This is a genomic window from Pseudomonas extremorientalis (assembly GCF_001870465.1).
In the GTDB taxonomy this organism is placed as follows: Bacteria; Pseudomonadota; Gammaproteobacteria; order Pseudomonadales; family Pseudomonadaceae; genus Aquipseudomonas; species Aquipseudomonas extremorientalis.
Genome location: NZ_MDGK01000063.1, coordinates 1 through 26564, shown reverse-complemented (window position 1 = coordinate 26564; position 26564 = coordinate 1). Strand labels below are relative to the sequence as shown.

The following is a 26564-nucleotide window of genomic DNA, read 5'->3' as shown; positions in this document are numbered from 1 at the left end:
CGCAACCCGCCTGCATGCAGACTAAAAGAGGCTAGACCCCTGTGGCATTGACGATTCTTGGCCTGTCCGGCGCCCTTAGCCATGATCCTTCCGCAGCCTTGTATATCGACGGCAAGCTGATCGCTGCCGCCGAAGAAGAACGCTTCGTACGCGACAAACATGCAAAGAACCGCATGCCCTACGAGTCGGCGAAGTTCTGCCTGGAACAGGCCGGTATCAAGCCTTCCGACGTTGACGTGGTGGCGATCCCGTTCGCCCCGATCAGCCTGTTCGGTGAGGCGCGCTGGCATTACGCCAAGCGTTACTGGTACGCCCCGGACCGCGCCCTTGATGCGATCCTGATGGGCAACCGTCGCTACAAGCGCTATCGCAACAAGATCGTCTGGTGCCTGGAGCAACTGGGCTTCGATCCGAAGAAAATCAAGATCGAACCGGTTGAACACCACCTGGCCCACGCTTCCAGCGCCTACCACTGCTCCGGCTTCCAGGAGAAAACCGCGATCCTCGGGATCGACGGTAAAGGTGAGTACGCCACCACGTTCTTCGGCTACGGCGAAAACGGCAAGATCCACAAGATCAAGGAATTCTACGACCCGGACTCCCTGGGCGGCCTGTACGGCGCGATCACCGAGTTCCTCGGTTTCGAGATGCTCGACGGTGAGTTCAAGGTCATGGGCATGGCGCCCTATGGCGATGCCAGCAAGTACGATTTCTCGCGCCTGGCCTCCTTCGAGAACGGCGAGCTGGTGATCAATACCGACTACGCCAACGTCATCGGCCTGCGCCGTTATAAAGAGAAGGGCAAGGGTTTCTACTTCTCGCCAAAACTGATCGAGTGGCTGGGCCCCAAGCGCGAAGGCGATATCGCCGACGAGCCGTACATCCACTACGCCGCCAGCATGCAGGCGCTGTTCGAGAAGCTGGCCCTGCAGATGATCGACCACTACCTGGGCGACATCCTCAAGGACACCGGCAAGCTGGCCTTCGCCGGCGGCTGCGCGCTGAACGTCAAGCTGAACCAGAAAATCATCGCCCGTGATGACGTCAAGGAGCTGTTCGTACAGCCAGCCTCCGGCGATGCCGGTACTGCCGTGGGCGCAGCGGCCTACGTGTCCCACGCCCGGGGTGTGCCGGTGGAGAAGATGGAGCACGTCTACCTCGGCCCGTCCTACAGCAACGAAGACGTGATCGCCGCGTGCGCCAAGCACGAGAGCAAGCCGAACTGGCGCAAGATCGAGAACATGCCCCAGCGCATCGCCAAGATCATGGTCGATGGCAACCCGGTGGCCTGGTTCCAGGGCCGCATGGAGTTTGGCCCGCGTGCACTCGGCGGTCGTTCGATCATCGGTTGCCCTAGCGCCACCGGGGTGGCGGACCGCATCAACCATCAGATCAAGTTCCGCGAGCGCTGGAGGCCTTTCTGCCCGTCGATGCTCGACACCGTCGCGCCGCAGATGATCAAGGTCGACCACCCTGCACCCTTCATGACCTTCACCTTTGAAGTGGCCGAAGAGTGGAAGACCCGCGTGCCGGAAGTGGTCCATGAAGATGGCACCTCCCGCGCCCAGGTGCTCAAGCGCGAGTACAACCCGCGCTACTACGACATGATGAAAGAGCTCGAAGTGCTGACCGGCAACGGCGTGTCCCTGAACACCTCGCTCAACCGTCGCGGCGAAGCGATGATCTGCTCGCCGACCGACGCGCTGAACATGTTCTTCGGCTCCGACCTGCAATACCTGATCATGGAAGACATCCTGGTCGTCAAGGACGGCGTGGACCCTTATGACGCGCTCGGCTGAACGCCACGTCCTGCAGTTCTGCCACGGCTATGACGGGCCGTTCCTGGACTGCGCGCGGCAGTACGCCAGTCTGTTCGCAGGCTCCGGCTACAAAGTGACCACGGTGTTCCTCACCGGGGTCGCCGACCCCGAGGTGGCCGCCGGTTGCGCCAGTGATGAAGTGCTGTTCATGGAATTCAGCTCCAAGGCCGTTCGCGGCCTCAAGCTTGGGGCTATTGCCGAGTTGCGCAAGATCGCAGCGTCGCGCAATTTCAGATTCTGCATTGCCCACCGTTTCAAGCCGATCTACGTGGCCTTGCTGGCCACGCGGTTGCCGGTGATCGGTGTGCATCATGCCTTTGGTGATTACCAGCGCCGTAGCCGCAAGCTGTTTGCCGGCATTTTCCGCAAGCGCCTGAGCCTGCTCGGGGTGTCCGACGCGGTGCGTGACGATATGCGCCGTTGCCTGCCGGCTTGGCCGGCTACGCGGATCCAGACGCTGTACAACCGCATCGATGTCGACGCCCAGCAGGCCATGCAGGTGCCGGTGGATGAGGCACGTGACGCCCTGGGGCTGTCGCCGGACGAGTGGGTAGTCGGCAATGTCGGCCGCCTGCACCCGGACAAGGACCAGGCCACGTTGCTCAAGGGTTTTGCCCTGGCACTGCCGCAACTGCCGGAGCGAAGCCGACTGGCGATCCTCGGCAGTGGCCGCCTGGAGCAGGACCTCAAGGAACTGGCCCGGGAACTGGGCGTTGCCGACAAGGTGCTGTTCCTTGGCCAGGTGCCGGATGCGCGCCGGTATTTCCGCGCATTCGATGTCTTTGCACTGAGCTCCGACCACGAGCCGTTCGGCATGGTGTTGCTGGAGGCCATGGTTGCTGGCGTGCCGTTGCTGGTCACGGCCTGTGGCGGGGCGAAGGAAGTAGTGGAAGGGGTAGGTGTCCTGTTCCCCTTTGGCGACGCCGAGCGCCTGGCCCAGGGGCTGCGGCACCTGGCCGCGATGGATCGCCAGCAGCAACGGCAGTGTGCCGAGATGATGCTGGAGCGCCTGCATGCGCGTTTCTCGGATCAGGCGGTACGCGATACTTTCTGGCAACTGCCGCACGTTATTGAACTGACCGCGGGGGCTTGATGCTCAATCGATTCCGAGGCTGGCGCGAGCGAGGCTGGTCCGTTGTTGACGCGCCAGTCTACAGCGATGCCTGGCAGCGTTTTGGCGGCAGCGTCGCCACCCATCCACAGGTGATCGAACGCCTGGCGGGGCTTGCCGAGATCCCGGTGCGTTACCTGGCCTGGGAGCAGGGCGGCGATCTTCAGGCGTGCATCGCCACTTGGGGGCGTGACCTGGCGTTGTCCAAGGATGTACTCAAGCAGCGCGGCAAAAAGGGCCTGTTCGACCTGGGCAATGCCGAGCTGATCTTGCCGGCAGCCGCTAGGGCCAAGGCGCCGCTGCGTCAGCGTGCGCGCTATCTGTCGGTGTTGAACGAAGGCCGTTTCAGTGGCCTCAAGCCCCAGGCCGAGCAACTGGCCATGGCGCGTACGCCGGAAGAACTGTCGAAGAAATTCCGCTACAACCAGCGCCGTGAACTGCGCCTGCTGGAAGAGGCGGGCGGCGTCGTGCGGCCGGTGGGTGAGTTTTCCAGCCAGGAGCTGGCGGCGATCTACTGCGATTTGTTCCTGCGCCGCTGGGGCTTTGTCGCCACGGGCGCCGAGCGTATGGCTGAGGTGATCGAGTTGCTGCGCGAGTGGCTGATCGGCTCGGTGATCTTTCTAAACGATGCGCCGATTGCGGTCCAACTGGTGTACCGGGTCGAGTCGCCCGAGTGGATCAGCGTGGAGTATGTCAATGGTGGCGTCGACCCTGAAACCCGTGCGTTCAGCCCGGGCAGTGTCTTGAGTTTTCTCAACACCCAGAGTGCCTGGGAACAGGCGCGTGAAGTCGGCAAGCCGCTGCGGTTTTCCTTTGGGCGTGCCGACCGCGAGTACAAGGACCGCTGGTGCAACCCTGTGCCGGTGCTGACCGTATGAGCCGCAAACAGCAATTGCTCAAGCGCCATCGGCGCAACAAGCGCATCGGCCTGTTGATCGGCTTGCTGCTGTTGGTGGCGATCGGCATCTGCGTGGCCTGGTGGTTGCCCTTGGTACTGGGCGTGCTGGCCTGGGTTGCCCATGAAGCCTGGTTTGCCGACCATTTGTTTTATGCGCCTGGCGAAGACTATCAATACCGTTTTTCGGCGGATGCCGAGGTGAGTGGGGTTCGCTTCGAGGGCGGGCGTCTGCTGGTTGATTCGGCTCTGGAGACCGATGCGACGTTGGTGTTGGCGATCCGGGTCAAAAGCGCTTGGTTGGGGCGCCTGCTGGACCCTGCTGTCGAGATTCTGGGGGGCGAGAGTCCCGACCGCCAGGCCTTCGAGCGAGGCGTGAATGGCGTGCGTTATCTCAACCTCAGTGGCTTGGCCCCGGCCCTGATGGCCGATGAGTTGCGCTTGCATGGGCGCTTTTGCCGATTGCTGGGAGCGCCCCGGCTTTGGGCCTGGGCCACTGCGGATTACACGGCGCAACGGGTGATGGTCATCGCGCCCCATGCCGACGATGCCGAGCTGGCCGCATTTGGTCTTTACAGCCAGGCCGACAAACCCTGGATCGTGACCCTCACCGCCGGTGAAATCGAAGCCGAGCACTATCAAAAGATGGGCCTGGATGCGGTCGAGGCCGCGCGCATCAAGGGACGCCTGCGTGCCTGGGACAGCATTGCCGTACCCCGCTGGGCCGGGGTACCCGAGGCGCAATGCGTGCAATTGGGCTACTTCTGCCTGCAATTGCCGGCGATGCGGGCGACGCCGGATCAGCCGGTCGCGTCGCGTGAGGCGGATTTGTCGGATATCCGCCTGTTCCGCCAGTTCAACCCGCACCCGTTGCCGGCGGACCAGGATGGCCTGCCCACCTGGAACAACCTGCTGGCCGACCTGCGCCACTTGTTGCTGACGGCGCGCCCCGAGGTGATTGTGCTGCCCCATCCGGTCCTCGACCCGCACCCTGATCACATCTGTGCGCACCAGGCGGTCACCGAAGCCTTGCAAGGGCTGGAGTGGCAACCGACAACTGTCCTGGGCTATGCCAACCACCTGCATGACAACGACCGCTGGCCCATGGGCGATGCAGGCGCCGGCATTGCGTTGCCGCCGCAGTTCGACGACGCGTTGGTGTTGTCACCCTACAGTGTGTCGCTGTCGCTGGCGCAGCAGCGCGATAAGGCCATGGCGTTGGGCATGATGCATGACCTGCAACCGGCACCGCCGTTCAAGCGCCGTGTACGACGCTGGCTGCAGCGTGTCTTGGCGGGCCGTGCGCCGTCGCCCTATGGTGAGAACGAATTTTTCCGCAAGGCCGTACGACGGCACGAGTTGTTGTGGCGTTTGGGAAAGGATGAGTCATGAAAGTCTTGTTTCTGGTGCAGAAAGAACAGCGCGCCATCCTCGATCGCTTGTACGAAGGCATTGCCGAGCACTGCGAGTGTGATACCCGCTGGCTGAGCAGTGCTGATCAGCGCAACCTGCGTGGTTACTTCCGGCGCGAAGTCGACGTGACCCGTTACGACCGCATCGTGTTCTTCCTGCGCTTCAAGCAGGAAATCCGTCAGGTCGGATTTATCCGCACGATCCCGAACCTGGTGATCCTCGAGCACGATGCTTACCAGAACTACATTCCCTGCAAGTACACCGGCAAGTTCAGCGCGCATTACCGGCGCCTGCCGTGGGCGCGGGTGATCAGCTCCGGCCACATGGTGACCGAGCGCCTGCGGGCCGAAGGTTTTGATGCGGTATTCGTACCCAAGGGCTATGACCAGGCACTGTTGCAGCCCCAGGATCGTGAGCGTGATATTGAACTGGCATTTGTCGGCAGCACCAACAGCGTGGCCTACAGTGGTCGCAAGGCATTGCTCGATGAGCTGGCGAAGGTTGAGCCTTTGGTGGTGACGCGCACCAAGTCCGGTGAGGAATATTGCGCCACCCTCAACCGCATCCGCTTTTTCGTCAGTGCCGATGTGGGCATGGGCGAATACATGATCAAGAACTTCGAAGCCATGGCCTGTGGCTGCGTACTGCTGGCGTTTGACCAGGGTGCGGCGGAAAACGAGGCCCTTGGCTTTGAGGATATGGTCAATGTGGTGTTCTATAAGGACATCCCGCAGTTGCAGGAAAAGCTCGCCGTGTTGCGGTCCAACCCGTCGTTGGCGACCGATATTGCACGCCGTGGGCAAGCGCTGGCGGTTGGCGAGTTCAGTTTTGCCCGTATCGGCCAGCGTATTGTCGAGGTATTAAAGCCGCCCTTAAGGCCGCGTTCTCCCTTGAGTATGCTGGAAAGGTTGCGCCTGAAGCTGGGCGTTTAATATCGGCTGAGTAGCCGTAAATGATGGCTATATGATATTATCGAGGCTTGAATGCAATTCTCCGATCAAAGCGACATAACGCTCGTGGTGACCAGTTGTGGTCGCTTCGATTTGTTGAAGCGCACGCTCGAGAGCTTCGATCTGTTCAATACGGCGGACATACGCGAAGTCTTGATTACTGAAGACTCCGGCGATGAAGCCGTGCGCCTTGCGGTTCCCGAACACTGGCAAAGACATTGCACTTTTTTGATCAACCGCCCAAAGCTTGGGCAGTTGGCATCCATCGACTTGGCTTACGAGTTGGTCAAGACTCCCTACATTTTCCATTGCGAGGATGACTGGGCGTTTTATCGACCGGGTTTTGTCGAGGACTCCAAAACTGTGCTGGAGCAGCGCCCCGACATTCTGCAGGTATGGTTACGCAATTACGTTTATGACTTGCAGGTGCACAGCCCCTATATCCATCTGGGGCCGCGCGAGGTGATCGGCGGGGTGCCGTGTTATCCCTTGCAGTCCGACAAGCCTGAGTGGCAGGGGTTTTCACTGAACCCTGGGCTGCGTCGTATCAAGGAGTATCGGTTGTGCGCTCCCTATGCCGGGTTTGAGGGTGAGAAAGGGTTGTCCAAGCGTTACGCGCAGTTGAACCTGGTGGCCGTGACTCTTGAAGGTGATGCGGTTTTGCATACCGGTTTCGGTCTGCATGTGGCGACGGCGAAAGAGCGTCTGACCAAAGCACGGCGCAAGCGGCGAGAGCGGATCAAGCTGGCGGCCATGTTGATACTGGGACTGGGTATCGGCTGGTTGATCCATTAGTTGCTTATGACAAGCCACCTTCACGCCGCAAAAGGTCACTTTTATCGATGAGTATCCTCAATATCATGTGGGCCGGGGGTTCTGCATTCGCTTCAGTGCAGAAGGTTCATCAACAGATACTGTCTCATGCCATTTGTCCTTCACCGATCAACACTTGGCTGCTTCAAGGCGGTGCGCAGAAAGGTGATCCGGTGCGAGAGTGGAACCTCTCCTCTGCCCAGCTCAAGGGCCGGCACGTGTGGAAACTGCTGACGCCGCTGATGCGTACGCGGTTTCACAAGGCGCTGCCTGAGGATCTGGAAATTGTGCTGCTGGATGGAATTGGCGTGGCCCGGGTGATATTGCCCGTACTCCAACGGTTGCCGCAGGTACGGGCCGTTGTCGTCTTTCACGGCGCCACGCGCTTGCGCCGAGCAGACCAGAAGCTGCTCGACCAGTTTCCGGCTGCACGCTTGACCATCGCCGCCGTGTCGCAGACCCTTGCAAGCTCGCTGGAGCGGTATCTGCAACGGCCCGTCGCGGTGCTGCGCAGTGCATTTGACCCAGTGGCTTTTCGTGCGGCCACGCTTTCCCGGGAACAGGCTCGTTCGCATCTGGGCTTGCCGCTGGAAGGCTCGCCCGTGCTGGGCGCCGTCGGACGGTTGGTGGAGGGTAAGGGGTTCGGCTGTTTGCTTGACGCGTTTGCCAGTGTGTCGGCCCATCAACCAGATGCGCGCCTGGTGATTATCGGTGAGGGGCCGGCAAGGCCTGCCCTTGAGGCGCGCATCGACGAGCTGGATTTGCGAGGCAGGGTATCGTTGCCGGGCCATCTGCCAGAAGCGGCGACTCTGTACCGTGCGTTTGACTGGGTGGCCATCCCATCGACGGAAGAGGGCTTGGGACTGATCCTGCAAGAGGCGGTGATGGCCGGTGTGCCGGTATTGACCAGCGAGTTGGCGGTGTTTCGCGAACAGTTGGCGGATGCTGGCTGGTACGCGCCGTCAGACAATGTGCACGCTTGGGGGCGCCTGATGGAGCGCGCTTTCGCTACGCCGGCCCACAGTGTGCTGGAGGCTCAATCGCGAGCGTTGGCGCCGGAGCAAGCGTGGAAGGATTTCAGTGAAACCTCCCAGCGTCTTTTCTCATGCCGCTAGCAGGGCTTGTTCCAGTGCTTGCATTGGAAAGCGTTCGTTCAGCTTCTCGCGCGCAATATAACGTGCGAAATGCTGCACGTTGCGCCGTGCGAGTGCCGGGTTGAGCGGGGCGCGAAGAAAGCGCATATCCGCCACATCGATCAGCCCCATTTCATTGTCAGGCGTGACAACAATGTTGCCCAGGTGCAGGGAGCGAAAGTAGATGCCTGCACCATGCAGGCGGCGAATGAGTGCTACCAGCGGGTCGAGGTTGGACTGCCAGTCAAAGCCTTCCTTATTGGAAATCTGGCGCAGCGTTTCCCCTGGCAGCGGGCGATACAGCACCGCCGTCATGCCAGGTGCAGCCAACTGATAGTACGCAAGTACGGTCAAGGTGGGGATGCCACGCTGTTGCAGCTGCGCCACGTTATCGATGAAGCGTTTGGAGTAGGGACGAAACAGTGCTGATGAAAGCAGGCGCTTGCGGCGAAACAGTTTAAGGATGTTCCCGTCCGCCAACAGGTAGACTTTGGGGCCGTGGCTGTCCTGTTCGAGGATCTTGGCGCCTTCAATCATCGTGGTTAAATCGGCTTGGGGAAGCCTTGAACATTGCATCGTCGGAAAGCCTTGTGGGAGTCGCGGGCACAGTGATCGGCAATAATGCCGAAAGTTTTGGGTTTTAACCATGCCGGGTTGGCAGGTTGAACGTATTCAGGAGCGAGTGATGCAAGCAAGTCGTTGGGCGCAGGTATGGATGATTTTCGGATTGCTGTGGTTTTTGCTGGCAATTGCCTTTGCGCCTACCAATAAAATTTATCAACAAGGCTTGACCCTGTTTCTGTGGTTGCCGGCCATGGTGTTTGCCTGGTCGGCGCGTGAGCGGCTCATGGAAGTCTGGCGTGAGCAACGCTGGATATGCCTGATGATTGCGGCGCTGGCGGTCTGGGGCTCGGTCAGTTTGTTGTGGACCAACGCTGAAGATCCTTCGCGTGAGGCCAAGCGCCTGCTGTATATCGGCGTGTTCCTGCTGTTTTTCCCGGTGTTCGCCTGTGGGCAGACCGAGCGTGTCATTCGTGTGATGCAGTGGGGCGGTTTCGGTCTGGCCCTTTCTTCGCTGGTGGCGATCATCAAGTTTTATGGGGTTGAGCATAATGCCTGGTTCGCCCGCCTTGAAGGGCTGGGGCAGCTGTCCCACCCGATCCTGGGGGCCTACGTGATTGGCCTGGCGGCGGTCTGGCTGCTGCACTGGCTGCCGCGTGGTCGTTGGATGCAAGTGGCGTGGGTGCTGTCCATCGGGCTTCTCGGGCTGTTCGTGGTACTGAGCCAAAGCCGTGGTGCTGCACTGGCGTTGCTGTTGACGGTAGTGGCGATGCCGGCGTGGTGCCGTGACCGACGTACCGCAGTGATCGCCATTGGGGCGGTGGTTGCGGCACTGGCGGTGTTCTTCGCGATGCAATCGTTGATGCTGGCTCGCGGTGTCTCTTATCGGCCCCAGATCTTCATGTCCTCCATGCAGATGATCGCTGAGCATCCGTGGGCCGGCCTTGGGTTGGGGGGCGATTACAAAGTGTTGGCTGACGGCATTTATTTCGACCACGCCCATAACCTGTTTTCCCATGTCGCCATCGAACTGGGCCTGCCTGGCCTGCTGCTCTGGTGCGGGCTGTGGTTCGGCGTGCTGTGGCAAGCCTGGAAAGCCCGCGACACGCTCTACGGCAAGGGCATCATCGGCATGTGGGTGTTTTCGTTCCTGGCCATGCAGTTCGATGCGGCGAGCCTCACGGGCACGCCACGGGCGGAGTGGTTTATCTCGTGGCTGCCGATTGCGCTGGCCAGTGTCCTGGTCTGGGCTCGGGCCAACCCCGACGCATGTGATAAAGTTCGCGTCCTACCCAATCAGTGAGCTCGACACATGAGTGACGCACCGCCCAAAGCGGACCAGGAATCCAGCCTGAAGATCTATCTCCGGCTGCTGGGCTATGTGAAACCGTACATCGGCATGTTCCTGCTGAGTATCGTGGGCTTCGTGATCTTTGCTTCCACCCAGCCGATGCTCGCCGGGATCCTCAAGTATTTCGTGGATGGCTTGAGCAACCCGGACGTGGTGTTCATGCCCAAGGTCCCGTTCTTCAAGGACCTGAAGTTGCTGATGGCCGTGCCGCTGCTGATCATCCTGATCGCTGCGTGGCAGGGCCTCGGCTCGTTCCTGGGCAACTACTACCTGGCCAAGGTCTCCCTGGGTCTGGTGCATGACTTGCGGGTCCAGCTGTTCAATAAGTTGCTGGTGCTGCCCAACCGTTATTTCGACACGCATAACTCCGGGCACCTGATTTCCCGCATCACCTTCAACGTGACCATGGTCACCGGCGCCGCCACGGATGCGATCAAGGTCGTCATCCGCGAAGGGCTGACGGTGGTGTTCCTGTTCGGCTACCTGCTGTGGATGAACTGGAAGCTGACCTTGGTGATGCTGGCGATCCTGCCGCTGATCGCCGTGATGGTCGGCAGCACCAGCAAGAAATTCCGCAAGCAGAGCAAGAAGATCCAGGTGGCGATGGGGGACGTCACTCACGTGGCCTCGGAGACCATCCAGGGTTATCGCGTGGTGCGCAGCTTCGGTGGCGAAAGCTATGAACAGCATCGCTTTGCCGCAGCCAGCCAGGGCAACACCGACAAGCAACTGCGTATGAACAAGACCGGCGCGGTCTATACGCCAATGCTGCAGTTGGTGATCTATACCGCCATGGCGACGTTGATGTTCCTGGTGCTGCTGCTGCGCGGGGACGCCACGGCAGGTGACCTGGTGGCCTACATCACCGCTGCGGGCCTGCTGCCCAAGCCGATCCGGCAGCTGTCGGAAGTCAGCTCGACGATCCAGAAGGGCGTGGCCGGTGCCGAAAGCATCTTCGAGCAGTTGGATGAAGAACCGGAAGTCGACAGCGGCACCGTGGAGCGTGATCGCGTCAGCGGCCGTCTCGACGTGCGCAACCTGAGCTTCACCTATCCAGGTGCCGAGCGTGAGGTGCTGAAGAACATCAACTTCACCGCAGAACCTGGGCAGATGATCGCCCTGGTCGGGCGTTCGGGCAGTGGCAAGTCCACGCTGGCCAGCTTGATTCCGCGCTTCTACCACCACGAAACCGGGGAAATCCTGCTGGATGAGGTGGAGATCGAAGACTACCGCCTGCGTAACCTGCGCCGCCATGTGGCCCAGGTGACCCAGCACGTCACGCTGTTCAATGACACCGTGGCCAACAACATCGCCTACGGCGACCTGGCGGATGCGCCGCGTGAGGACATCGAAAAAGCCGCCGCCGATGCCTATGCCATGGACTTCATCGCCCAGCTGCCCAAAGGCCTGGACACCGAAGTCGGTGAGAACGGCGTGCTGCTTTCCGGTGGCCAGCGGCAGCGCTTGGCCATCGCCCGTGCATTGCTGAAAAATGCCCCGCTGCTGATTCTGGATGAGGCGACGTCGGCACTCGACACCGAGTCCGAGCGTCACATTCAGGCCGCGCTGGACAAGGTCATGAAAGGCCGCACCACCCTGGTGATCGCGCACCGGCTGTCCACCATCGAGAAAGCCGACATGATTCTGGTGATGGACCACGGCGAAATTGTCGAGCGTGGTACACATGTGGAACTGCTGGCCATGGGCGGCTACTACTCGCGCCTGCACGCCATGGGCCTGGATGAGCCGGCAACGGCTAACATCACCTGATAGACCGGGGCGCGCAAGGCGCCCCGGTATTTGTATCAAGATCCTTACCCAGCTTGACCAAAGCCAAATAATTCGCGACCTGCCGTTTGTTATGTTGGCCTTCTCGATTCGAATGACGAACGAGAGGGCTAACCTTCTTGCGTGGGTAATGGAATGTTGCAGCGTCTGTTCTGGAAATTGCTTCCCAAGCCCCAAAGGGTGTTCTTGCTGGGGCGGTTGTCGGTGGTGGATCGCCAGGCGGTGAATAAATCCCTGTCTGGAGTGACCACTCTCAACCCGGCCTTCGAACGACACCAATGTGTATTCATCCACGTGCCCAAGTGCGCCGGCAGCAGTGTCTGCTCGGCATTGCTCGATGGGCGCTGGCCGGGGCACCTGCCGTATTACTGGTACCAGCAGCAATTTCCCGAGCACTGCGAGCGCAGCTTCAAGTTTGCCTTCGTGCGTGACCCGCTGGAGCGCGCCTACTCGGCCTATACCTACTTGCGCGGCAATCATATGGGGAGTCGTGACCTGCACGCCCAGGCGCTGGTTTCAAGCTATCGCGATTTTGATCAATTCGTGGCCGGTTGGCTGCACCCCGACAACCTGCGTCGCCAGCTGCACTTTGCGCCCCAGATCGATTTTCTGGTGGACGAGATAGGGCGCATGGCCATGGATTTCCTGGGGCGTCAGGAGTCCTTGGAGCAAGACTTCCAGCACCTGTGCGAGCGCCTCGGCGTGACCACATCCCTGCCACATCTGAATGTTTCACTGGGACGGCGCAATGGGCCGGTCAGGGATTTCTGCTCCTTGCGTACTCGTCGGCTGGTTCGGCGTGCCTATCAACGTGACTATGAGGTCCTGGGTTATGAATAGTCAGTCGCTCGTCGGCAGTTCTGTTTCTATCCGCCCCTTTGCGATGTCGTTGTCGGTGGCGGCACGGGCTGCACTCAAGCATCAGCAGCCTTGCTGTGTGTGGTTGACGGGGTTGTCCGGGTCGGGCAAGTCGACCCTGGCCAATGCCCTGGAAGTGCGGCTCAGCGAGCAAGGGCGGCACACTTTTGTGCTCGATGGCGATAACTTGCGCACCGGCCTGTGCAATGACTTGGGCATGAGCGATGCGGCGCGCAAGGAAAATATCCGGCGTATCGGCGAAGTGGCGCGGCTGATGGTGGATGCGGGACTGATCGTGATTGTCTCGGCGATATCTCCGTTCAGCGCCGACCGGGCGACCGCCAAAGCGCTGTTCGGGGCGGAGCAGTTCTTTGAGGTCTATATCAGTACACCGTTCGATGTGTGCGCTCGACGTGACCCCAAAGGCTTGTATCGCGCCGCCCTGGAAGGGCGCATCAAGGCCTTCACCGGCCTGGACAGCCCCTATGAGGCCCCGATCAAGGCGGACTGCGAAATCAATACGGATGACGTCGAGTTGGCCGACGCCGTGGACCATATTTTGGCGGCCCTGTTTAAAAAGTGATCAGAATTCGCCCGTGATGCATCCCGGACAAAGCTCTCGAACTAGGCGACGCTCGCCCTGTGCTAATATCGCGCCCCTGTTCATTTTGTATGTGGGTTGCTCCATGAAGTTGTCCATGCCGCGATTCGATCAAGCCCCTGTCTTGGTGGTCGGCGATGTCATGCTCGACCGTTACTGGCATGGTGGTACCTCACGGATTTCCCCTGAGGCGCCGGTGCCGGTCGTCAAGGTCGAGCAAATCGAAGACCGTCCAGGTGGCGCTGCCAACGTTGCCCTCAATATTGCCGCGCTCGGCGCCCCGGCCTCGCTGGTCGGCGTCACCGGCGACGACGAAGCCGCCGACAGCCTGGCCAACAGCCTGCGCGGTGCCGGCGTGCGGGCGTTGTTCCAGCGCATTGCCCACCAGCCGACCATCGTCAAGCTGCGGGTGATGAGCCGTCACCAGCAATTGCTGCGTATCGATTTTGAAGAACCCTTCGCCACCGACGCCCTGGCCTTGAGTGGTCAGGTCGATCAGTTGCTGGAAGGCATCAAGGTGCTGGTGTTGTCCGACTACGGCAAAGGCGCCTTGAAAAACCACCAGGAACTGATCCAGGCCGCCAAGGCCCGGGAGATTCCGGTATTGGCCGATCCCAAGGGCAAGGACTTTTCGATTTATCGCGGAGCCAGCCTGATTACGCCGAATCTCAGCGAATTCGAAGCCATCGTCGGCGGTTGCGCCGATGAGCACGATCTGGTGACCAAGGGCGCGACGCTGATGGCCGACCTCGACCTCGGCGCCTTGCTGGTGACCCGCGGCGAGCACGGCATGACCCTGCTGCGCCCCGGCCACCCGGCAATGCACTTGCCGGCACGTGCCCGTGAAGTATTCGACGTCACCGGCGCCGGCGACACCGTGATTTCTACCCTGGCGGCCTCGATTGCCGCCGGTGAAGAACTGCCCCACGCCGTGGCCCTGGCCAACCTGGCGGCGGGCATCGTAGTGGGCAAGTTGGGTACTGCTGCCATCAGCGCGCCTGAATTGCGCCGTGCAATCCAGCGCTCCGAAGGCTCGGAGCGGGGCGTGCTGACCATCGAGCAATTGCTGCTGGCGATTGACGATGCCCGCGCCCACAACGAAAGCATTGTGTTCACCAACGGTTGTTTCGACATCCTGCACGCCGGCCATGTGACCTACCTGGAACAGGCGCGTGCCCAGGGGGATCGACTGATTGTCGCGGTCAATGACGATGCGTCGGTCAGCCGCCTGAAAGGCCCTGGCCGTCCGATCAACAGTGTCGACCGGCGCATGGCGGTGCTGGCGGGGCTGGGCGCGGTGGACTGGGTGATCAGCTTCCCTGAAGCGACCCCGGAAAACCTGTTGGCCCAGGTCAAGCCGGACGTGCTGGTCAAGGGCGGCGACTACTCTGTCGACCAGGTCGTGGGGGCGGACATCGTCAGCGCCTATGGTGGCAAGGTGAAGGTGCTGGGTCTGGTCGAGAACAGCTCGACCACCGCCATCGTCGAGAAGATCCGCAACAATGAGTAAGCAGGTTCTTGTCACCGGCGGCGCGGGGTTTATCGGTTCGCACCTGGTCGATGCGCTGCTCGCCAAAGGCTACGGCGTGCGGGTGCTGGATAACCTTTCCACCGGCAAGCGCAGTAACTTGCCGTTGGACAATCCGCGCGTCGAACTGCTGGAAGGTGATGTGGCCGATGCCGAGTGGGTCGCCCGTGCCGCTGTCGGCGCAGCGGCGGTGGTGCATCTGGCAGCGGTGGCTTCGGTGCAGGCCTCGGTGGATGACCCGGTCAGCACGCACCAGAGCAATTTCGTCGGCACCCTGAATGTGTGCGAAGCCATGCGCAAGGCCGGCGTCAAGCGTGTGGTGTATGCCTCCAGCGCCGCGGTATATGGCAACAATGGCGAAGGGGCTTCGATCGACGAAGAGACCACCAAGGCGCCGCTCACGCCCTATGCGTCCGACAAGTTGGCCGGCGAGCACTACTTCGACTTCTACCGTCGCCAGCATGGCCTGGAGCCGGTGATCTTCCGTTTCTTCAATATCTTCGGGCCACGGCAGGACCCGTCATCGCCGTATTCCGGCGTGATCAGTATCTTCAGCGAGCGCGTGCAACAGGGCGTGCCGATTGCCGTGTTTGGCGATGGCGAGCAAACCCGCGACTTCATGTACGTGGGGGACCTGGTGGATTTGCTGGTGCAGGCTATTGAAGCGCCTGAAGCTCCGCTGGGCGCAATCAATGTCGGCTGGAACCGCACCACCACGCTCAAGGATGTGCTGCGGGCCTTGGAAGACATCGTCGGCAAGCTGCCGGCGGTGACTTACGGGCCGGCACGCTCCGGCGATATCCGGCATTCGCGGGCGAACAACCAGCGGTTGCTGGCGAGCTTCACACTGCCTGAGCCCACGCCGTTGAAGGTGGGCCTGGAGCGCTTGCTCAAAGGCTGAACGCCATCGACTGTGGGAGCTGGCTTGCGTCAGGCCTTGGTTTTTTTCTTCGGCACGATCTTGCGCAGCACCCGCTGGGCCAGGCGTTTCAATTTCGACTCTTTCTCAGGCTCCGCCAGACCTTGCTGGCGTAGCCAATCCTTCCAGCGAATCCGCTCCTCACGAACCAGCCAGCCTTCCTGCTGGGCGAAGCTCTCCGCCAGGTACAAGCCTCGCGTGCTCGCCGGGTACAACTGGTCTTTCTTGACGGTGTACAACTCAGCCTGGGGCTGGCCGTCTTTCAATGGCATCAGGTACAGGTCCGGGCGTTGACGGTCGAGGCGGGCGACCAGTTGGTCGCCTTCGAGGCGCTCGTCCACATGGAACAGGCTCAGGGATTTGGCTTCCTTGGGCACTTCCAGGCGCAGGTCGTAGATCAATTGCAGCGATGCCGTGGGCAGGTGCACGTAGGCGCGCGGGCGTTCGATCAACTGGGTGGTGGCGCAGCGCACCGGGCGAGCCGCGCCGGACAGCGGGCTGAGGCGAAAGGGCAGCGCTTCGCGGTAATGCAGGGCGGCGGAGTAGGGCGCCGGCAGCCATGTGTCGTTGAAGCGCCCGCCGAGCCAGCCTTCCGGCGTCTCCAGCAGGCATTCTTCGGCAATTTCCTGGATGGCGGTGTGCAGCGGCAGGTTCAGCTCATGGGCGGGCACGTAGCCGGAGATCAGCTTGAGTACCACGTCGCCACGGTCCTGGCGGCGCTGGCGCACCAGCACCCAGTAATCCTTGTTTTGCCAATGCAGGGTCAGGCGCACCGACACGCCGAGGTTGGCCAGTTCCAGGGCGAAACGCTCGGGGTCTGCCACCTCCACCGGCTTGCGCCGTTGCAGGGTCTGGGCAAAGTTGAGCGGCATGCCGACGCTCTGGTAGCTCAGGCCTTCGGGGGTGGCTTCGACGTGCAGCGGCAGTGTCTTGAAGTTGCTGGGGTTTTTTCTTATGAGCGTTCGCGGCATGTCGGCTCCTTCTTGCGACGGGGTCGGCCGCGTCGGCGGCATCAGAGTTGACGAATGACCTGGGCAGCGGTCGCCACGTTATGGGCCAGGTGCAGCGGATTAATGGTCCCGACAATAGCACTGGCAACGCCTGTTTGCGCAAACAACAACATGAAACTGGCGCGAATTGGATCCATTCCAGGCTCCAGGCAGACGTGGCCGCTGGCCAAGGCCTTTTTCACCAGGATGCCCTTGCCGTGGGCCGCCGCATATTCAATGACGGCTTTCTCGGCCTGTTCGTTCAGATTGTAGGTGACCATCGCGCAATCGCCCTGTTCCAGAGCCTTTACGCCGCCCTCGACGGTCTTGCCGGAAAAGCCGAAACCACGGATCTTGCCTTCCTGTTTCAGCGCCGCCAGGGTCTGGTAGACCTCGCAGTCATTGAGGATATGCAGGTCGTTACCGTCGGAGTGCACCAGCACCAGGTCGATAAAATCGGTTTCAAGTCGTTTCAAGCTGCGCTCGATCGACATCCGGGTGTGGGCCGCGCTGAAGTCGTGGCTGGACGCGCCATTCTCGAATTCTTCGCCGACTTTGCTGACGATCACCCAGTCTTTGCGCTGGCCCCGCAGCAGCGGCCCCAGACGTTCTTCGCTCATGCCATAGGCCGGCGCGGTGTCGATCAGGTTGATGCCCAGTTCACGGGCCTGGCGCAACAGCATGCGGGCCTCGTCGTCGCCGGGGATCTGGAAGCCGCTGGGGTATTTCACCCCTTGGTCGCGGCCCAGCTTGACGGTGCCCAGGCCCAGGGGGGACACCAACAGGCCAGTGCTGCCCAGGGGGCGGTGCAGGTCGTGCAGGGTGGGCAGGCTCATGGCAACAGTTGCTCCCAGGCAGGCACGCCGATGGCGGGTCGTGGCAGGTCGGGCAGCGGCTCGCCGACACTTGGGCGGATGCCGTCACGCTCCAGGCTGTTGATCACCCGATCGGCGAAGTCCGGCGCCAGGGCCAATTTGGTCGGCCAGCCCACCAGCAGACGGCCTTGTTCGGCGATGAAGGCGTTGTCGGGCCGGGTCAGGCCCGATTGCAGGGGCTCCGCGCGGTCGACGCGCAGGGTCGCCCATTGGGTCTGGCTCATGTCGATCCAGGGCAGCAACTGCGCCAGCTCTTTTTGCGCCGTAGCAATCTGTTCCTGCGGGGTGCGCGCCACACCATCGGCTTCGGCAATATCGCCGCCCATGTACCACACCCAGTTGCCATCGGCCGCCGGGTGAGTGGTAACGGTAATGCGCGGTTTGGTGCCGCCGCCCAGGCAGTGGGCATACAGTGGCTTCAGGCCGGGCCCTTTGGCGATGATCATATGCAATGGGCGTTTTTGCATGGCCGGCTGGCTGATGCCCAGCGCGGTCAGCAGATCCGCCGTACCTGCGCCGGCACTCAACACGATGCGCTGGGCGCGGATCTCGCGACTGTCCACCTTCAAGCCCACCAGTGTGTCGCCTTCCAACAACGGTTCGATGTGCTGGCCGGCGAGCAAACCATCGCCGGCCAGTTGGGCCAGGCGTTCGATCAGACTTGGTACATCGATGACCAACTCGGCAAGGCGGTAGACCTTGCCCTTGAAGCGGCGGTCTTGCAGCGCTGGGGGTAAATCGTCGCCCTTGACCTGATCAACACGGCCACGCACGGCCTTGCTGGCGAAAAAACTGGTGAGGTTGCCGGCGAGTGTGCCGGGGGACCACAGGTAATGCGCCTCGGACAACAAGCGTACGCCGCGCAGGTCCAGCTCACCGCTACCCGCCAGTGCTTCGCGCCAGCGACGCGGCATGTCGGCAATGGCTTCGGACGCGCCGGTGATCGCGCCGTGCAGGGCGTACTTCGCACCACCGTGAATGATCCCCTGGGACTTCACGCTCTGCCCGCCACCCAAGGTGGCGTTTTCCACCACCACCGTGGAAAACCCCTGGCGGCGCAGGCGCGCATTCAGCCAGAGGCCGGCAACCCCGGCGCCGACAATCAGAACGTCGGTGGAAATAACGGATGGCATGGGCGACCTCAGTGTTCAAGACAAGAGGCGCAGTATACAGGCTGTTGAGGAGTGGTCAGTGCCCGGCGGTTTTCGAGAACAGCTGGATCACCACCACGCCCAGCACAATCAGGCCCATCCCCAGCATCGCCGGGATATCCAGCTTCTGCCCGTAGATGAACAACGCCGCGATGCTGACCATCACAATCCCCATTCCAGCCCACACCGCGTAGGCCACGCCCACCGGCACGGTGCGCACCACCAGCGTCAGCATCCAGAACGCCACGCCGTAGCCGACGATCACCAGCAGCAGTGGGATAGGCGTGCTCCAGCCCTTGATGGCTTTCATGGAAACGGTGGCGATCACTTCCGAGCAGATGGCGATAGCCAGATAGCAGTAGGCGGCGTTCATGGGGGCAGTCCTCGGATAAAGCGGTCAGTTAAGGCTGGCATTTTAGAGTTATGTCAGATGGGGTAAAGTCATTACCTATCCGAATCAGAGATGGGTTGAGGCATGAGCGTACAGTGGGATCTGGAACGGATGCGTTTGTTTGTCAGCGTCGCCGAGCAGCGTTCGTTTTCGGCGGTGGCGCGCCAGCAGCGCAAGGCTCAATCGGCGGTCAGCAATGGGATTGCCATGCTGGAGGCGGACCTGGGCGTCAGCCTGTTCGAGCGTAGCAGCGGCCGCCAGCCCCGGCTGACCGAAGCCGGCAGTGTGTTGCTGGAAGAAGCGCGCGAAGTGCTGCGCCAGTGCGAGCGACTCAATGGCCGGGCACTGTCATTGACCCGTGGTGAAGAGGCCTGCCTGCGCCTGGCCCAGGATGAAGCCATGCTGTTCCAGCCAGTGCTCGATAGTCTTGAGGCACTGGCCGGGCAGTACCCGTTGTTGGAGGTACAGTTGTCCAGCGCGGCCCAGGGTGATGTGGCGCGCAAGCTGGTGGAGCGCAAGGCTGACCTGGGCCTGCTGTTCTATCACGACCAGATCCCTGAAGCCCTGGAGCGGCGCGTGGTCGGCAGCGTGGAGATGGTCACGGTGTGCGGTGTGAATCACCCGCTGGCCAAGCAAACCTATGTAACGTGCCAGCACCTGGCGCAGTTCCGCCAGTTGCTGATGTCGACCCAGACCAGTGTCTACCCCGGCAGCGAGGCCGCCAGCCCGCTGGTGTGGCGCGCCGACAGTTTCTACGTGCTGGCCGAATGGCTGATGAGTGGCCTGGGCTGGGCCTGGTTGCCGCGGCATATCGTGCAATACCCGACCTACCAGCAACAGATGGTCGAACTGGACAGCGAATGGACGCCGCCGGCCCTGGTGGTCGAGCTGGTCTGGCGGCGCGACGAACATCTGGGGCCGGCAGCGCGCTTCCTGGCCAAACGATTTGCCGAGTGCTTGCAGGCGATCGACTGAAAAAGCCGATAAACTCCGCCGCCATGAATAGAACTCTCTACAGCTGTCTGTTTTACCTGGCGCTGCCCTTGGTGGCTTTACGTCTGTGGCTGCGCGCGCGCAAGGCGCCGGCCTATGCCAAGCGCGTCGGCGAGCGCTTCTCCTATGGCTTGCCGGTGATGCGGCCGGGTGGGATCTGGGTGCACGCCGTGTCGGTGGGCGAAAGCATTGCCGCTGCGCCTATGGTGCGCGGGTTGCTGGAGCGTTATCCGACGCTGCCGATCACCGTCACCTGCATGACGCCGACCGGTTCCGAGCGTATCCAGGCGTTGTTCGCCAATGAACCGCGAATCCAGCACTGCTACTTGCCGTATGACTTGCCGTGCGCGGCCAAGCGTTTTCTTGATCGTGTACAGCCCAAGCTCGCGGTGATCATGGAAACCGAGCTGTGGCCCAATCATATCCACGCCTGCGCCCGGCGCGGGATTCCGGTGGCATTGGCCAATGCGCGGTTGTCGGCGCGTTCGGCCAAGGGCTATGGGCGCTTTGCCAGGCTGACGGCGCCGATGTTGGCCGAAATGAGCCTGTTCGCTGTGCAGACGCAAGCCGAAGCGCAGCGCTTCCTGGATTTGGGGGCTCGGCCGGAAACCGTCGAAGTCACCGGCTCGATCAAGTTCGACCTGACCATCGACCCCCAGTTGCCGGTGCGCGCCGCCGCGTTGCGCGCGCAATGGGGTGCCAGCGAGCGTCCGGTGTGGATCGCAGCGAGTACCCATGAAGGTGAAGATGAGGTGGTGCTGGCCGCCCATCGCCGACTGCTCGACAGCTACCCCAACGCCCTGCTGATTCTGGTGCCGCGCCATCAGGAGCGCTTCGGCCCGATGTTCGCACTGTGCGAGCAGCAGGGTTTTGCCACGGTGCGTCGCTCCAGTGGCGAACCCGTCACCGCGAACACGTCGGTACTGCTCGGCGACACCATGGGCGAGTTGCTGTTTCTCTACGCCTTGGCCGATAGCGCGTTCGTAGGCGGCAGCCTGGTGGCGACCGGTGGGCACAACCCACTGGAACCGGCGGCGCTGGCCTTGCCGGTGATCATGGGGCCACATGTGTTCAACTTCCTCGAAATCACCGCGATGATGCGTGAAGCCGGGGCGTTGCGCGCGGTGGACGACGCAGAAGGGTTGGCCGAAGCCGTGCGCCAGTTGTTCGAACTGCCGCAGGATGCGCGCAAGATGGCGCAGGCGGGGCTCAGGGTGATGCAGGCCAACCAGGGCGCGTTGACGCGTTTACTGGATGGCCTGGGTCGACTGCTGGCTGACTGAATCAGCACCTGACTCAATGTGGGAGGGGGGTTGCAGTGGATTCAGTTGCCGGGGCGGGCCTTGAGCTGCTCGGCGGCAGCCTTGGCCAGGTCCGGCGGCAGGAAGTCGCGGTCCGGGTTGTAGTCAGCCTTGAGGTAGCGCGCCAGGTCCTGCAGGTCTCCCGGGTTCAAGGTGCCGGCCGCCTGCTTCAGGCGCAGGTTGTCGAGGATGTAGTCGTAGCGACTGTTGTTGTAGTTGCGCACCGACGCGTAGAGCTGGCGCTGTGAGTCGAGCACGTCGACGATATTGCGCGTACCCACCTGATAGCCGATTTCCGTGGCTTCCACCGCGCTCTGGTTGGAGATGATCGACTGGCGGCGCGCCTGTACCTGCTCCACGTCGGTGTTCACCGCGCGGTGCAGGTTGCGGGTGTTTTCCACCACCTGGCGGCGCAGGCCTTCGCGCTGCTGCTCGGTCTGGCCCAGACGCGAGTAGGACTCACGCACCTGCGAGCTGGTCAGCCCGCCGCTGTAGATCGGGATGCTCAGGCGCAGGCCAATGGTGCGCTGTTCCACATCTCCCCGGTACGGCGTGCCGAAAGCGTTCGGGTTGCTGAAACCGAGGGCGTCATTGTCGCCTTTCTCATATTGCGCCACGGCGTCCAGGGTTGGCGCGTGACCGGCCTTGCGCTGCTTGAGGGTTTCTTCGGCGGCAGTGACCGCGTAGTTGCTGGCCAGCAGGTTCAGGTTCTGGCGGCCGGCGGTTTCGACCCAGGCCTTGGCGTCGTTCGGCAGCGGCGGCAGCACCGGCAGCGTGTGGACGATGCCCTGGATCGAGTTGTACTGGCGGTTGGTCAGGGTGATCAGCGCTTCGAACGCATCCTCGACCTGGCGCTGGGCCAGGATGCGGTTGGCGCGGGCGGTGTCGTAGCTGGCCTGGGATTGCAGCACGTCGGTCTTGTCCGACAGGCCCACGTCAAACCGCTCGTTGGACTGGTCCAGCTGGCGTTTGAACGCGTTTTCTTCGGCCTTGGTCGAGGCCAGGTTGTCCTGGGCGCGCAGCACGGCAAAATAGCTTTCGGCGCTTTGCAGGATCAGGTTCTGTTCGGTGGCCGACAGTTGCAATGCCGCCTGCTCATTGGTGGCCTCGGCGGCTTGCAGCTGGAACCAGCGGTCGGCACGGAACAGCGGCTGGCTCAGGGTGGCGCGCCAGGAGTGCGCATCGCGGTTGGCGGTGGCGGCCGGGGTGTCGATCTGGGTGCGCACGTTGTTGATATCGGCACCGCCGGTCAGGTTCGGCAGCAGGCCGGCGCGGGCCTGGGGCACCACTTCCTTTTGCGCGCCGTACTGGGCACGGGCGGCGGCCAGGTCGGCGTTGTTGTCCACCGCTTCCTGGTAGACGCTGACCAGGTCGGTTTTGGCGGACAAGGGCGCTTCAGCTGCCCAGACCATTCCGTTGGTCGCACAAGACACGGCAAAAGCCAGTGAAAGTTTGCGCAGCATGAGGCGATCCCTAGTTTGAATATTACGGTGATAATTTAGCGCCCAAGGCTAAGGCCGGCCATTCCTGGCGTCAAGCATTGTGGCGGCAACCGAGTGTAGTGGTGCTGACTCGGCGCAACAATCCCGCAATCACGCCATTCATCACGCTGAATGCACCGCCATTGGCAATTTGCCCACGGCATGGTCTAGACTGGCTGCGTTCTTGTCGGGGTGCCTTGTTGGAAGGCTGAGATCGGTAAATACCGGATCCCGTTGAACCTGATCAGGTTAGCGCCTGCGTAGGGAACAAGATTTCTCGTCACCCGGCGAGTCCTCTTGTGCTTCGTCCGGGATGTTGTTCGACAATCGAACAGCCTCGTGCGCCAAGCACAGCACTGGTTCCAGTGCGTCCGTCCGTCACAGGTTCGCTCCGACAATAATCCACCGCCTGGATATTGGAGCCCGTGATGACTACAAAATTAAAAAATACCGTGCATTTGAGTGAGTCGGCCAAAGTCGACTCCGGCTCCGTGCAGCCCTTTACCCGCTCGCAGAAGATCTACGTAGAAGGCACTCGCCCGGACATCCGTGTACCGATGCGACAAATCAGCCTGGACGTCACCCCCACCGATTTCGGCGGTGAGATCAACGCGCCGGTTACCGTGTATGACACCTCCGGCCCCTACACCGACCCCAACGTGATCATCGATGTGCGCAAAGGCCTGGGCGATGTGCGCTCGCCGTGGATCGAAGCGCGTGGCGACACCGAGCGCCTGCCGGGCCTCAGCTCGCACTTCGGCCAACAGCGCCTCAGCGACGCCGAGTTGACCGCGTTGCGCTTCGCCCATGTGAAGAACCCGCGTCGTGCCAAGGCCGGCGCCAATGTCACCCAGATGCACTACGCGCGCAAAGGCATCATCACCGCCGAGATGGAATACGTCGCCATCCGCGAAAACATGAAGCTCGAAGAAGCCCGCGCCAGTGGCCTGCTCGACCAGCAGCACGCCGGCCACAGCTTTGGCGCCAGCGTGCCGAAGATCATCACCCCCGAATTCGTGCGCGAAGAAATCGCCCGCGGCCGCGCGATCATCCCGGCCAACATCAACCACACCGAACTGGAACCGATGATCATTGGCCGTAACTTCCTGGTGAAGATCAACGGCAACATCGGCAACAGCGCCCTGGGTTCGTCCATCGAAGAAGAAGTGGCCAAACTGACCTGGGGCATTCGCTGGGGCTCGGACACGGTGATGGACCTGTCCACCGGCAAACATATTCATGAAACCCGCGAATGGATCATCCGCAATTCGCCGGTGCCGATCGGCACCGTGCCGATCTACCAGGCCCTTGAAAAAGTCGGCGGCGCCGCCGAGGACCTGACCTGGGAGCTGTTCCGCGACACCCTGATCGAACAGGCCGAGCAGGGCGTCGACTACTTCACCATCCACGCCGGCGTGTTGCTGCGCTACGTGCCGCTGACCGCCAAGCGCGTCACCGGCATCGTGTCCCGTGGCGGCTCGATCATGGCCAAGTGGTGCCTGGCGCACCACAAAGAGAACTTCACCTACACGCATTTCGACGAAATCTGCGAAATCATGAAGGCCTACGACGTCAGCTTCTCCCTCGGCGATGGCCTGCGCCCGGGTTCGATTGCCGACGCCAACGACGCCGCGCAATTCGGTGAGCTGGAAACCTTGGGCGAACTGACCAAGACCGCCTGGAAGCACGACGTGCAAACCATGATCGAAGGCCCTGGTCACGTGCCGATGCAGTTGATCAAGGAGAACATGGACAAGCAGCTCGAGTGCTGCGACGAAGCGCCGTTCTACACCCTCGGCCCGCTGACCACCGACATCGCGCCAGGCTACGACCACATCACCTCCGGCATCGGCGCGGCGATGATCGGCTGGTTCGGTTGCGCCATGCTCTGCTACGTCACGCCCAAGGAACACCTGGGCCTGCCGAACAAGGATGACGTGAAGACCGGAATCATCACCTACAAGATCGCCGCCCACGCGGCGGACCTCGCCAAAGGTCATCCGGGCGCGCAGATCCGCGATAACGCCTTGAGCAAGGCGCGTTTCGAGTTCCGCTGGGAAGACCAGTTCAACCTTGGCCTTGACCCCGACACCGCGCGTTCCTATCACGACGAAACCCTGCCGAAGGACTCGGCCAAGGTCGCGCACTTCTGCTCGATGTGCGGGCCGAAGTTCTGCTCGATGAAGATCACCCAGGAAGTGCGTGAGTACGCGGCCAACCAGCGCATTGAAGCGGTGGACGTGGACGTGGCCAAGGGCCTGGCCGAGCAGGCGGAGCGGTTCAAGCAGGAAGGCAGTCAGCTCTACAAGAAGGTCTGATTCAAGACGTCTGTACCGGCCTTATCGGGGGCAAGCCCCCTCCCACATGACTCAAACTGTGGGAGGGGGCTTGAACTGGTCAAGTAATCTTGGACACCGATTAAGGTTCATGCCGCCAACCTTTCCTTCGCGACCGGCGACCGGTAGTCGTTGTAGCTGTGAGGCCTGCTGATGTTGTAGCGCGAGACATAGCGCTGCACATCTGCCCGGGCCTCATGCTCCAGTTTGTAGCCCGTTTCAGGAACCCACTCGGATTTCAAACTACCAAAGAAACGCTCCATCGGGGCGTTGTCCCAGCACTCGCCTTTACGGCTCATACTTTGCCTAAACCCATGCTTCACAAGCGCGTTTCGGAATTTATGGCTGGTGTACTGGCAACCTTGGTCAGAGTGAAACAACACATCCTCGGGATGGCCGCGTAGCTCAACTGCCATGCGTAGTGCCTCGCAGGTCAGGTTGGCATCCGAAATCATCGAGAACGACCAGCCTACGATCCTGCGAGCGTACAGATCCAGAACGGCGGCGAAGTACATCCAACGCTTGCCGACCTTGATGTACGTTACGTCGCCACACCACACCTGATTAACCGCCGTCACATCAAATTTCCGCTTGAGCACATGCGGCGCCACCAAGGCCTCCACGCCCGGCGACTTGTACTTATGGCGCCTGCGCTGACGACTAGCGATGCCAGCCTCGCGCATCAAATTGCGAGCCATGTAACGTCCGACACGATGTCCTTTGGCTTGCAGCTCCTTGGACAAGGTACGTGCGCCCGCCGACTCTCTCGACGCCTTGTGGTGCCTGACCAGCGCGGCTTTGAGCTTTTCCCGCTCAGGATTTGCTCTGCCCTGGCGCTGGCGCCAGGCATAGAAGCTGCTGCGGTTAACCCCGAACGCCCGGCAACACCTTTTAACGCCGTACTGCTCGTCCAGCTCATCGATCAGCGTGAATGATCTTTGGCGTCCAAAAGCAGGAGAGCACTGGCCTTTTTTAAGATTTCAATGTCCAGGTCTTTCTCCCTGAGCAGGGCTTTGAGTCTCTGGATCTCTCGTTGATCAGCGGTAATTGCCTTGGCTCCCACCGGAGTCGAGCCCAAGCGTTCTTTTTGCACTTGATCGACCCAACGGCGCAGAGCAGTAGGACCAATATCCAGGCTGGCACAGACCTCGGTAACCGGCTGACCTTCATCCAGCACCATGCTGGCAGCCTTGAGCTTGAACTCACTCGAATAAGATTTACGCATATCCAAACACCTCAGATTTGGGCGCTATCATAGCGCCCGATTGAAGTGTCCAAAATCATTAGGCCAGTTCAGCTTGCCCCC

At 61.5% G+C, this 26564-nt stretch carries 23 protein-coding genes and 1 riboswitch; of the genes, 16 read left to right on the top strand and 7 right to left on the bottom strand.

Annotated elements, in window-relative coordinates:
* Window positions 1–41: 41 nt before the first annotated feature.
* The 7 genes from BFN10_RS27160 to BFN10_RS27130 are packed head-to-tail and all read left to right on the top strand — an operon-like array spanning window position 42 to window position 8117.
* Window positions 42–1799, top strand: coding sequence for a carbamoyltransferase family protein (locus BFN10_RS27160; RefSeq protein WP_034136622.1), 1758 nt, complete (start codon window positions 42–44; stop codon window positions 1797–1799).
* Window positions 1783–2913 (top strand): glycosyltransferase, encoded by a 1131-nt coding sequence (locus BFN10_RS27155; protein WP_071492311.1) that lies wholly within the window; start codon window positions 1783–1785, stop codon window positions 2911–2913. The genes BFN10_RS27160 and BFN10_RS27155 overlap by 17 nt, the downstream gene beginning before the upstream one ends.
* Window positions 2913–3809: a GNAT family N-acetyltransferase gene (locus BFN10_RS27150; RefSeq protein WP_071492310.1), complete on the top strand. Its 897-nt coding sequence runs from the start codon at window positions 2913–2915 to the stop codon at window positions 3807–3809. The genes BFN10_RS27155 and BFN10_RS27150 overlap by 1 nt, the downstream gene beginning before the upstream one ends.
* Window positions 3806–5218, top strand: coding sequence for a PIG-L deacetylase family protein (locus tag BFN10_RS27145; protein ID WP_071492309.1), 1413 nt, complete (start codon window positions 3806–3808; stop codon window positions 5216–5218). Before BFN10_RS27150 ends, BFN10_RS27145 begins: the two co-directional genes overlap by 4 nt.
* On the top strand, window positions 5215–6171 hold the full coding sequence (locus tag BFN10_RS27140) for a glycosyltransferase family protein (protein WP_071492308.1): 957 nt from the start codon (window positions 5215–5217) through the stop codon (window positions 6169–6171). The genes BFN10_RS27145 and BFN10_RS27140 overlap by 4 nt, the downstream gene beginning before the upstream one ends.
* A 51-nt stretch (window positions 6172–6222) precedes the next feature.
* Window positions 6223–6984, top strand: a complete 762-nt coding sequence (locus BFN10_RS27135) for a glycosyltransferase family 2 protein (RefSeq protein WP_071492307.1) — start codon at window positions 6223–6225, stop codon at window positions 6982–6984.
* Between the two features lie 47 nt (window positions 6985–7031).
* Window positions 7032–8117 (top strand): glycosyltransferase, encoded by a 1086-nt coding sequence (locus tag BFN10_RS27130; RefSeq protein ID WP_071492306.1) that lies wholly within the window; start codon window positions 7032–7034, stop codon window positions 8115–8117.
* Here the strand turns inward: BFN10_RS27130 and BFN10_RS27125 are convergent.
* The gene (locus tag BFN10_RS27125) at window positions 8106–8672 is read right to left on the bottom strand and encodes a BUD32 family EKC/KEOPS complex subunit (RefSeq protein WP_173668598.1); all 567 of its coding nucleotides are present in this window, start codon (window positions 8670–8672) and stop codon (window positions 8106–8108) included. The two genes, BFN10_RS27130 and BFN10_RS27125, sit on opposite strands and share 12 nt — an antisense overlap.
* 148 nt (window positions 8673–8820) lie before the next feature.
* On the opposite strand from BFN10_RS27125, the gene BFN10_RS27120 reads away from it, so the two are divergent.
* The 6 genes from BFN10_RS27120 (at window position 8821) to BFN10_RS27095 (ending at window position 15723) form a co-directional block, all read left to right on the top strand.
* Entirely contained in the window at window positions 8821–9999 is a 1179-nt protein-coding gene (locus BFN10_RS27120; RefSeq protein WP_071492304.1) for an O-antigen ligase family protein, read from the top strand.
* A gap of 9 nt (window positions 10000–10008) precedes the next feature.
* Complete coding sequence (gene msbA / locus BFN10_RS27115; RefSeq protein ID WP_071492303.1) at window positions 10009–11817, top strand: lipid A export permease/ATP-binding protein MsbA; 1809 nt, start codon at window positions 10009–10011, stop codon at window positions 11815–11817.
* A gap of 153 nt (window positions 11818–11970) precedes the next feature.
* Window positions 11971–12675, top strand: a complete 705-nt coding sequence (locus BFN10_RS27110; RefSeq protein WP_071492302.1) for a sulfotransferase family 2 domain-containing protein — start codon at window positions 11971–11973, stop codon at window positions 12673–12675.
* Window positions 12668–13276: an adenylyl-sulfate kinase gene (gene cysC / locus BFN10_RS27105; RefSeq protein WP_071492301.1), complete on the top strand. Its 609-nt coding sequence runs from the start codon at window positions 12668–12670 to the stop codon at window positions 13274–13276. Before BFN10_RS27110 ends, cysC begins: the two co-directional genes overlap by 8 nt.
* A 103-nt stretch (window positions 13277–13379) precedes the next feature.
* Window positions 13380–14804, top strand: a complete 1425-nt coding sequence (hldE, locus tag BFN10_RS27100; RefSeq protein WP_071492300.1) for a bifunctional D-glycero-beta-D-manno-heptose-7-phosphate kinase/D-glycero-beta-D-manno-heptose 1-phosphate adenylyltransferase HldE — start codon at window positions 13380–13382, stop codon at window positions 14802–14804.
* Window positions 14797–15723, top strand: a complete 927-nt coding sequence (locus tag BFN10_RS27095) for an NAD-dependent epimerase/dehydratase family protein (RefSeq protein WP_071492299.1) — start codon at window positions 14797–14799, stop codon at window positions 15721–15723. Before hldE ends, BFN10_RS27095 begins: the two co-directional genes overlap by 8 nt.
* Before the next feature lie 29 nt (window positions 15724–15752).
* Here BFN10_RS27095 and BFN10_RS27090 read toward each other — a convergent pair whose 3' ends face one another.
* The 4 genes from BFN10_RS27090 to BFN10_RS27075 are packed head-to-tail and all read right to left on the bottom strand — an operon-like array spanning window position 15753 to window position 19129.
* The gene (locus BFN10_RS27090) at window positions 15753–16712 is read right to left on the bottom strand and encodes a metal ABC transporter ATPase (RefSeq protein WP_071492298.1); all 960 of its coding nucleotides are present in this window, start codon (window positions 16710–16712) and stop codon (window positions 15753–15755) included.
* Window positions 16713–16753: 41 nt separating this feature from the next.
* Window positions 16754–17566 carry an aldo/keto reductase gene (locus BFN10_RS27085; protein ID WP_071492297.1) on the bottom strand — a complete coding sequence of 271 codons (813 nt, stop codon included), beginning with the start codon at window positions 17564–17566 and terminating at the stop codon, window positions 16754–16756.
* Window positions 17563–18738, bottom strand: a complete 1176-nt coding sequence (locus BFN10_RS27080; RefSeq protein ID WP_071492296.1) for an NAD(P)/FAD-dependent oxidoreductase — start codon at window positions 18736–18738, stop codon at window positions 17563–17565. The genes BFN10_RS27085 and BFN10_RS27080 overlap by 4 nt, the downstream gene beginning before the upstream one ends.
* A 55-nt stretch (window positions 18739–18793) precedes the next feature.
* Complete coding sequence (locus tag BFN10_RS27075; RefSeq protein WP_012721885.1) at window positions 18794–19129, bottom strand: DMT family transporter; 336 nt, start codon at window positions 19127–19129, stop codon at window positions 18794–18796.
* 102 nt (window positions 19130–19231) lie between these two features.
* Between BFN10_RS27075 and BFN10_RS27070 the strand changes: the two genes are divergently transcribed.
* Both BFN10_RS27070 and waaA read left to right on the top strand, forming a co-directional pair.
* Complete coding sequence (locus tag BFN10_RS27070) at window positions 19232–20122, top strand: LysR family transcriptional regulator (RefSeq protein ID WP_071492295.1); 891 nt, start codon at window positions 19232–19234, stop codon at window positions 20120–20122.
* 23 nt (window positions 20123–20145) lie between these two features.
* Window positions 20146–21423, top strand: coding sequence for a lipid IV(A) 3-deoxy-D-manno-octulosonic acid transferase (gene waaA / locus BFN10_RS27065; protein WP_071492294.1), 1278 nt, complete (start codon window positions 20146–20148; stop codon window positions 21421–21423).
* A 41-nt stretch (window positions 21424–21464) separates the two neighbouring features.
* Here the strand turns inward: waaA and BFN10_RS27060 are convergent, their stop codons facing one another.
* Window positions 21465–22904 carry a TolC family outer membrane protein gene (locus BFN10_RS27060; protein WP_071492293.1) on the bottom strand — a complete coding sequence of 480 codons (1440 nt, stop codon included), beginning with the start codon at window positions 22902–22904 and terminating at the stop codon, window positions 21465–21467.
* Window positions 22905–23100: 196 nt separating this feature from the next.
* Window positions 23101–23206, top strand: a riboswitch (TPP riboswitch).
* A 144-nt stretch (window positions 23207–23350) separates the two neighbouring features.
* Here BFN10_RS27060 and thiC point away from each other — a divergent pair.
* Window positions 23351–25240, top strand: a complete 1890-nt coding sequence (gene thiC / locus BFN10_RS27055; RefSeq protein WP_071492292.1) for a phosphomethylpyrimidine synthase ThiC — start codon at window positions 23351–23353, stop codon at window positions 25238–25240.
* 107 nt (window positions 25241–25347) lie between these two features.
* Here the strand turns inward: thiC and BFN10_RS27050 are convergent.
* Window positions 25348–26483, bottom strand: a protein-coding gene (locus BFN10_RS27050) for an IS3 family transposase (RefSeq protein ID WP_428842196.1) whose coding sequence is annotated in 2 segments (ribosomal slippage) — window positions 25348–26237 and window positions 26237–26483 — 1137 coding nt in all. Because the reading frame shifts where the segments join, the coding sequence is not laid out codon by codon here.
* Between the last annotated feature and the right edge of the window lie 81 nt (window positions 26484–26564).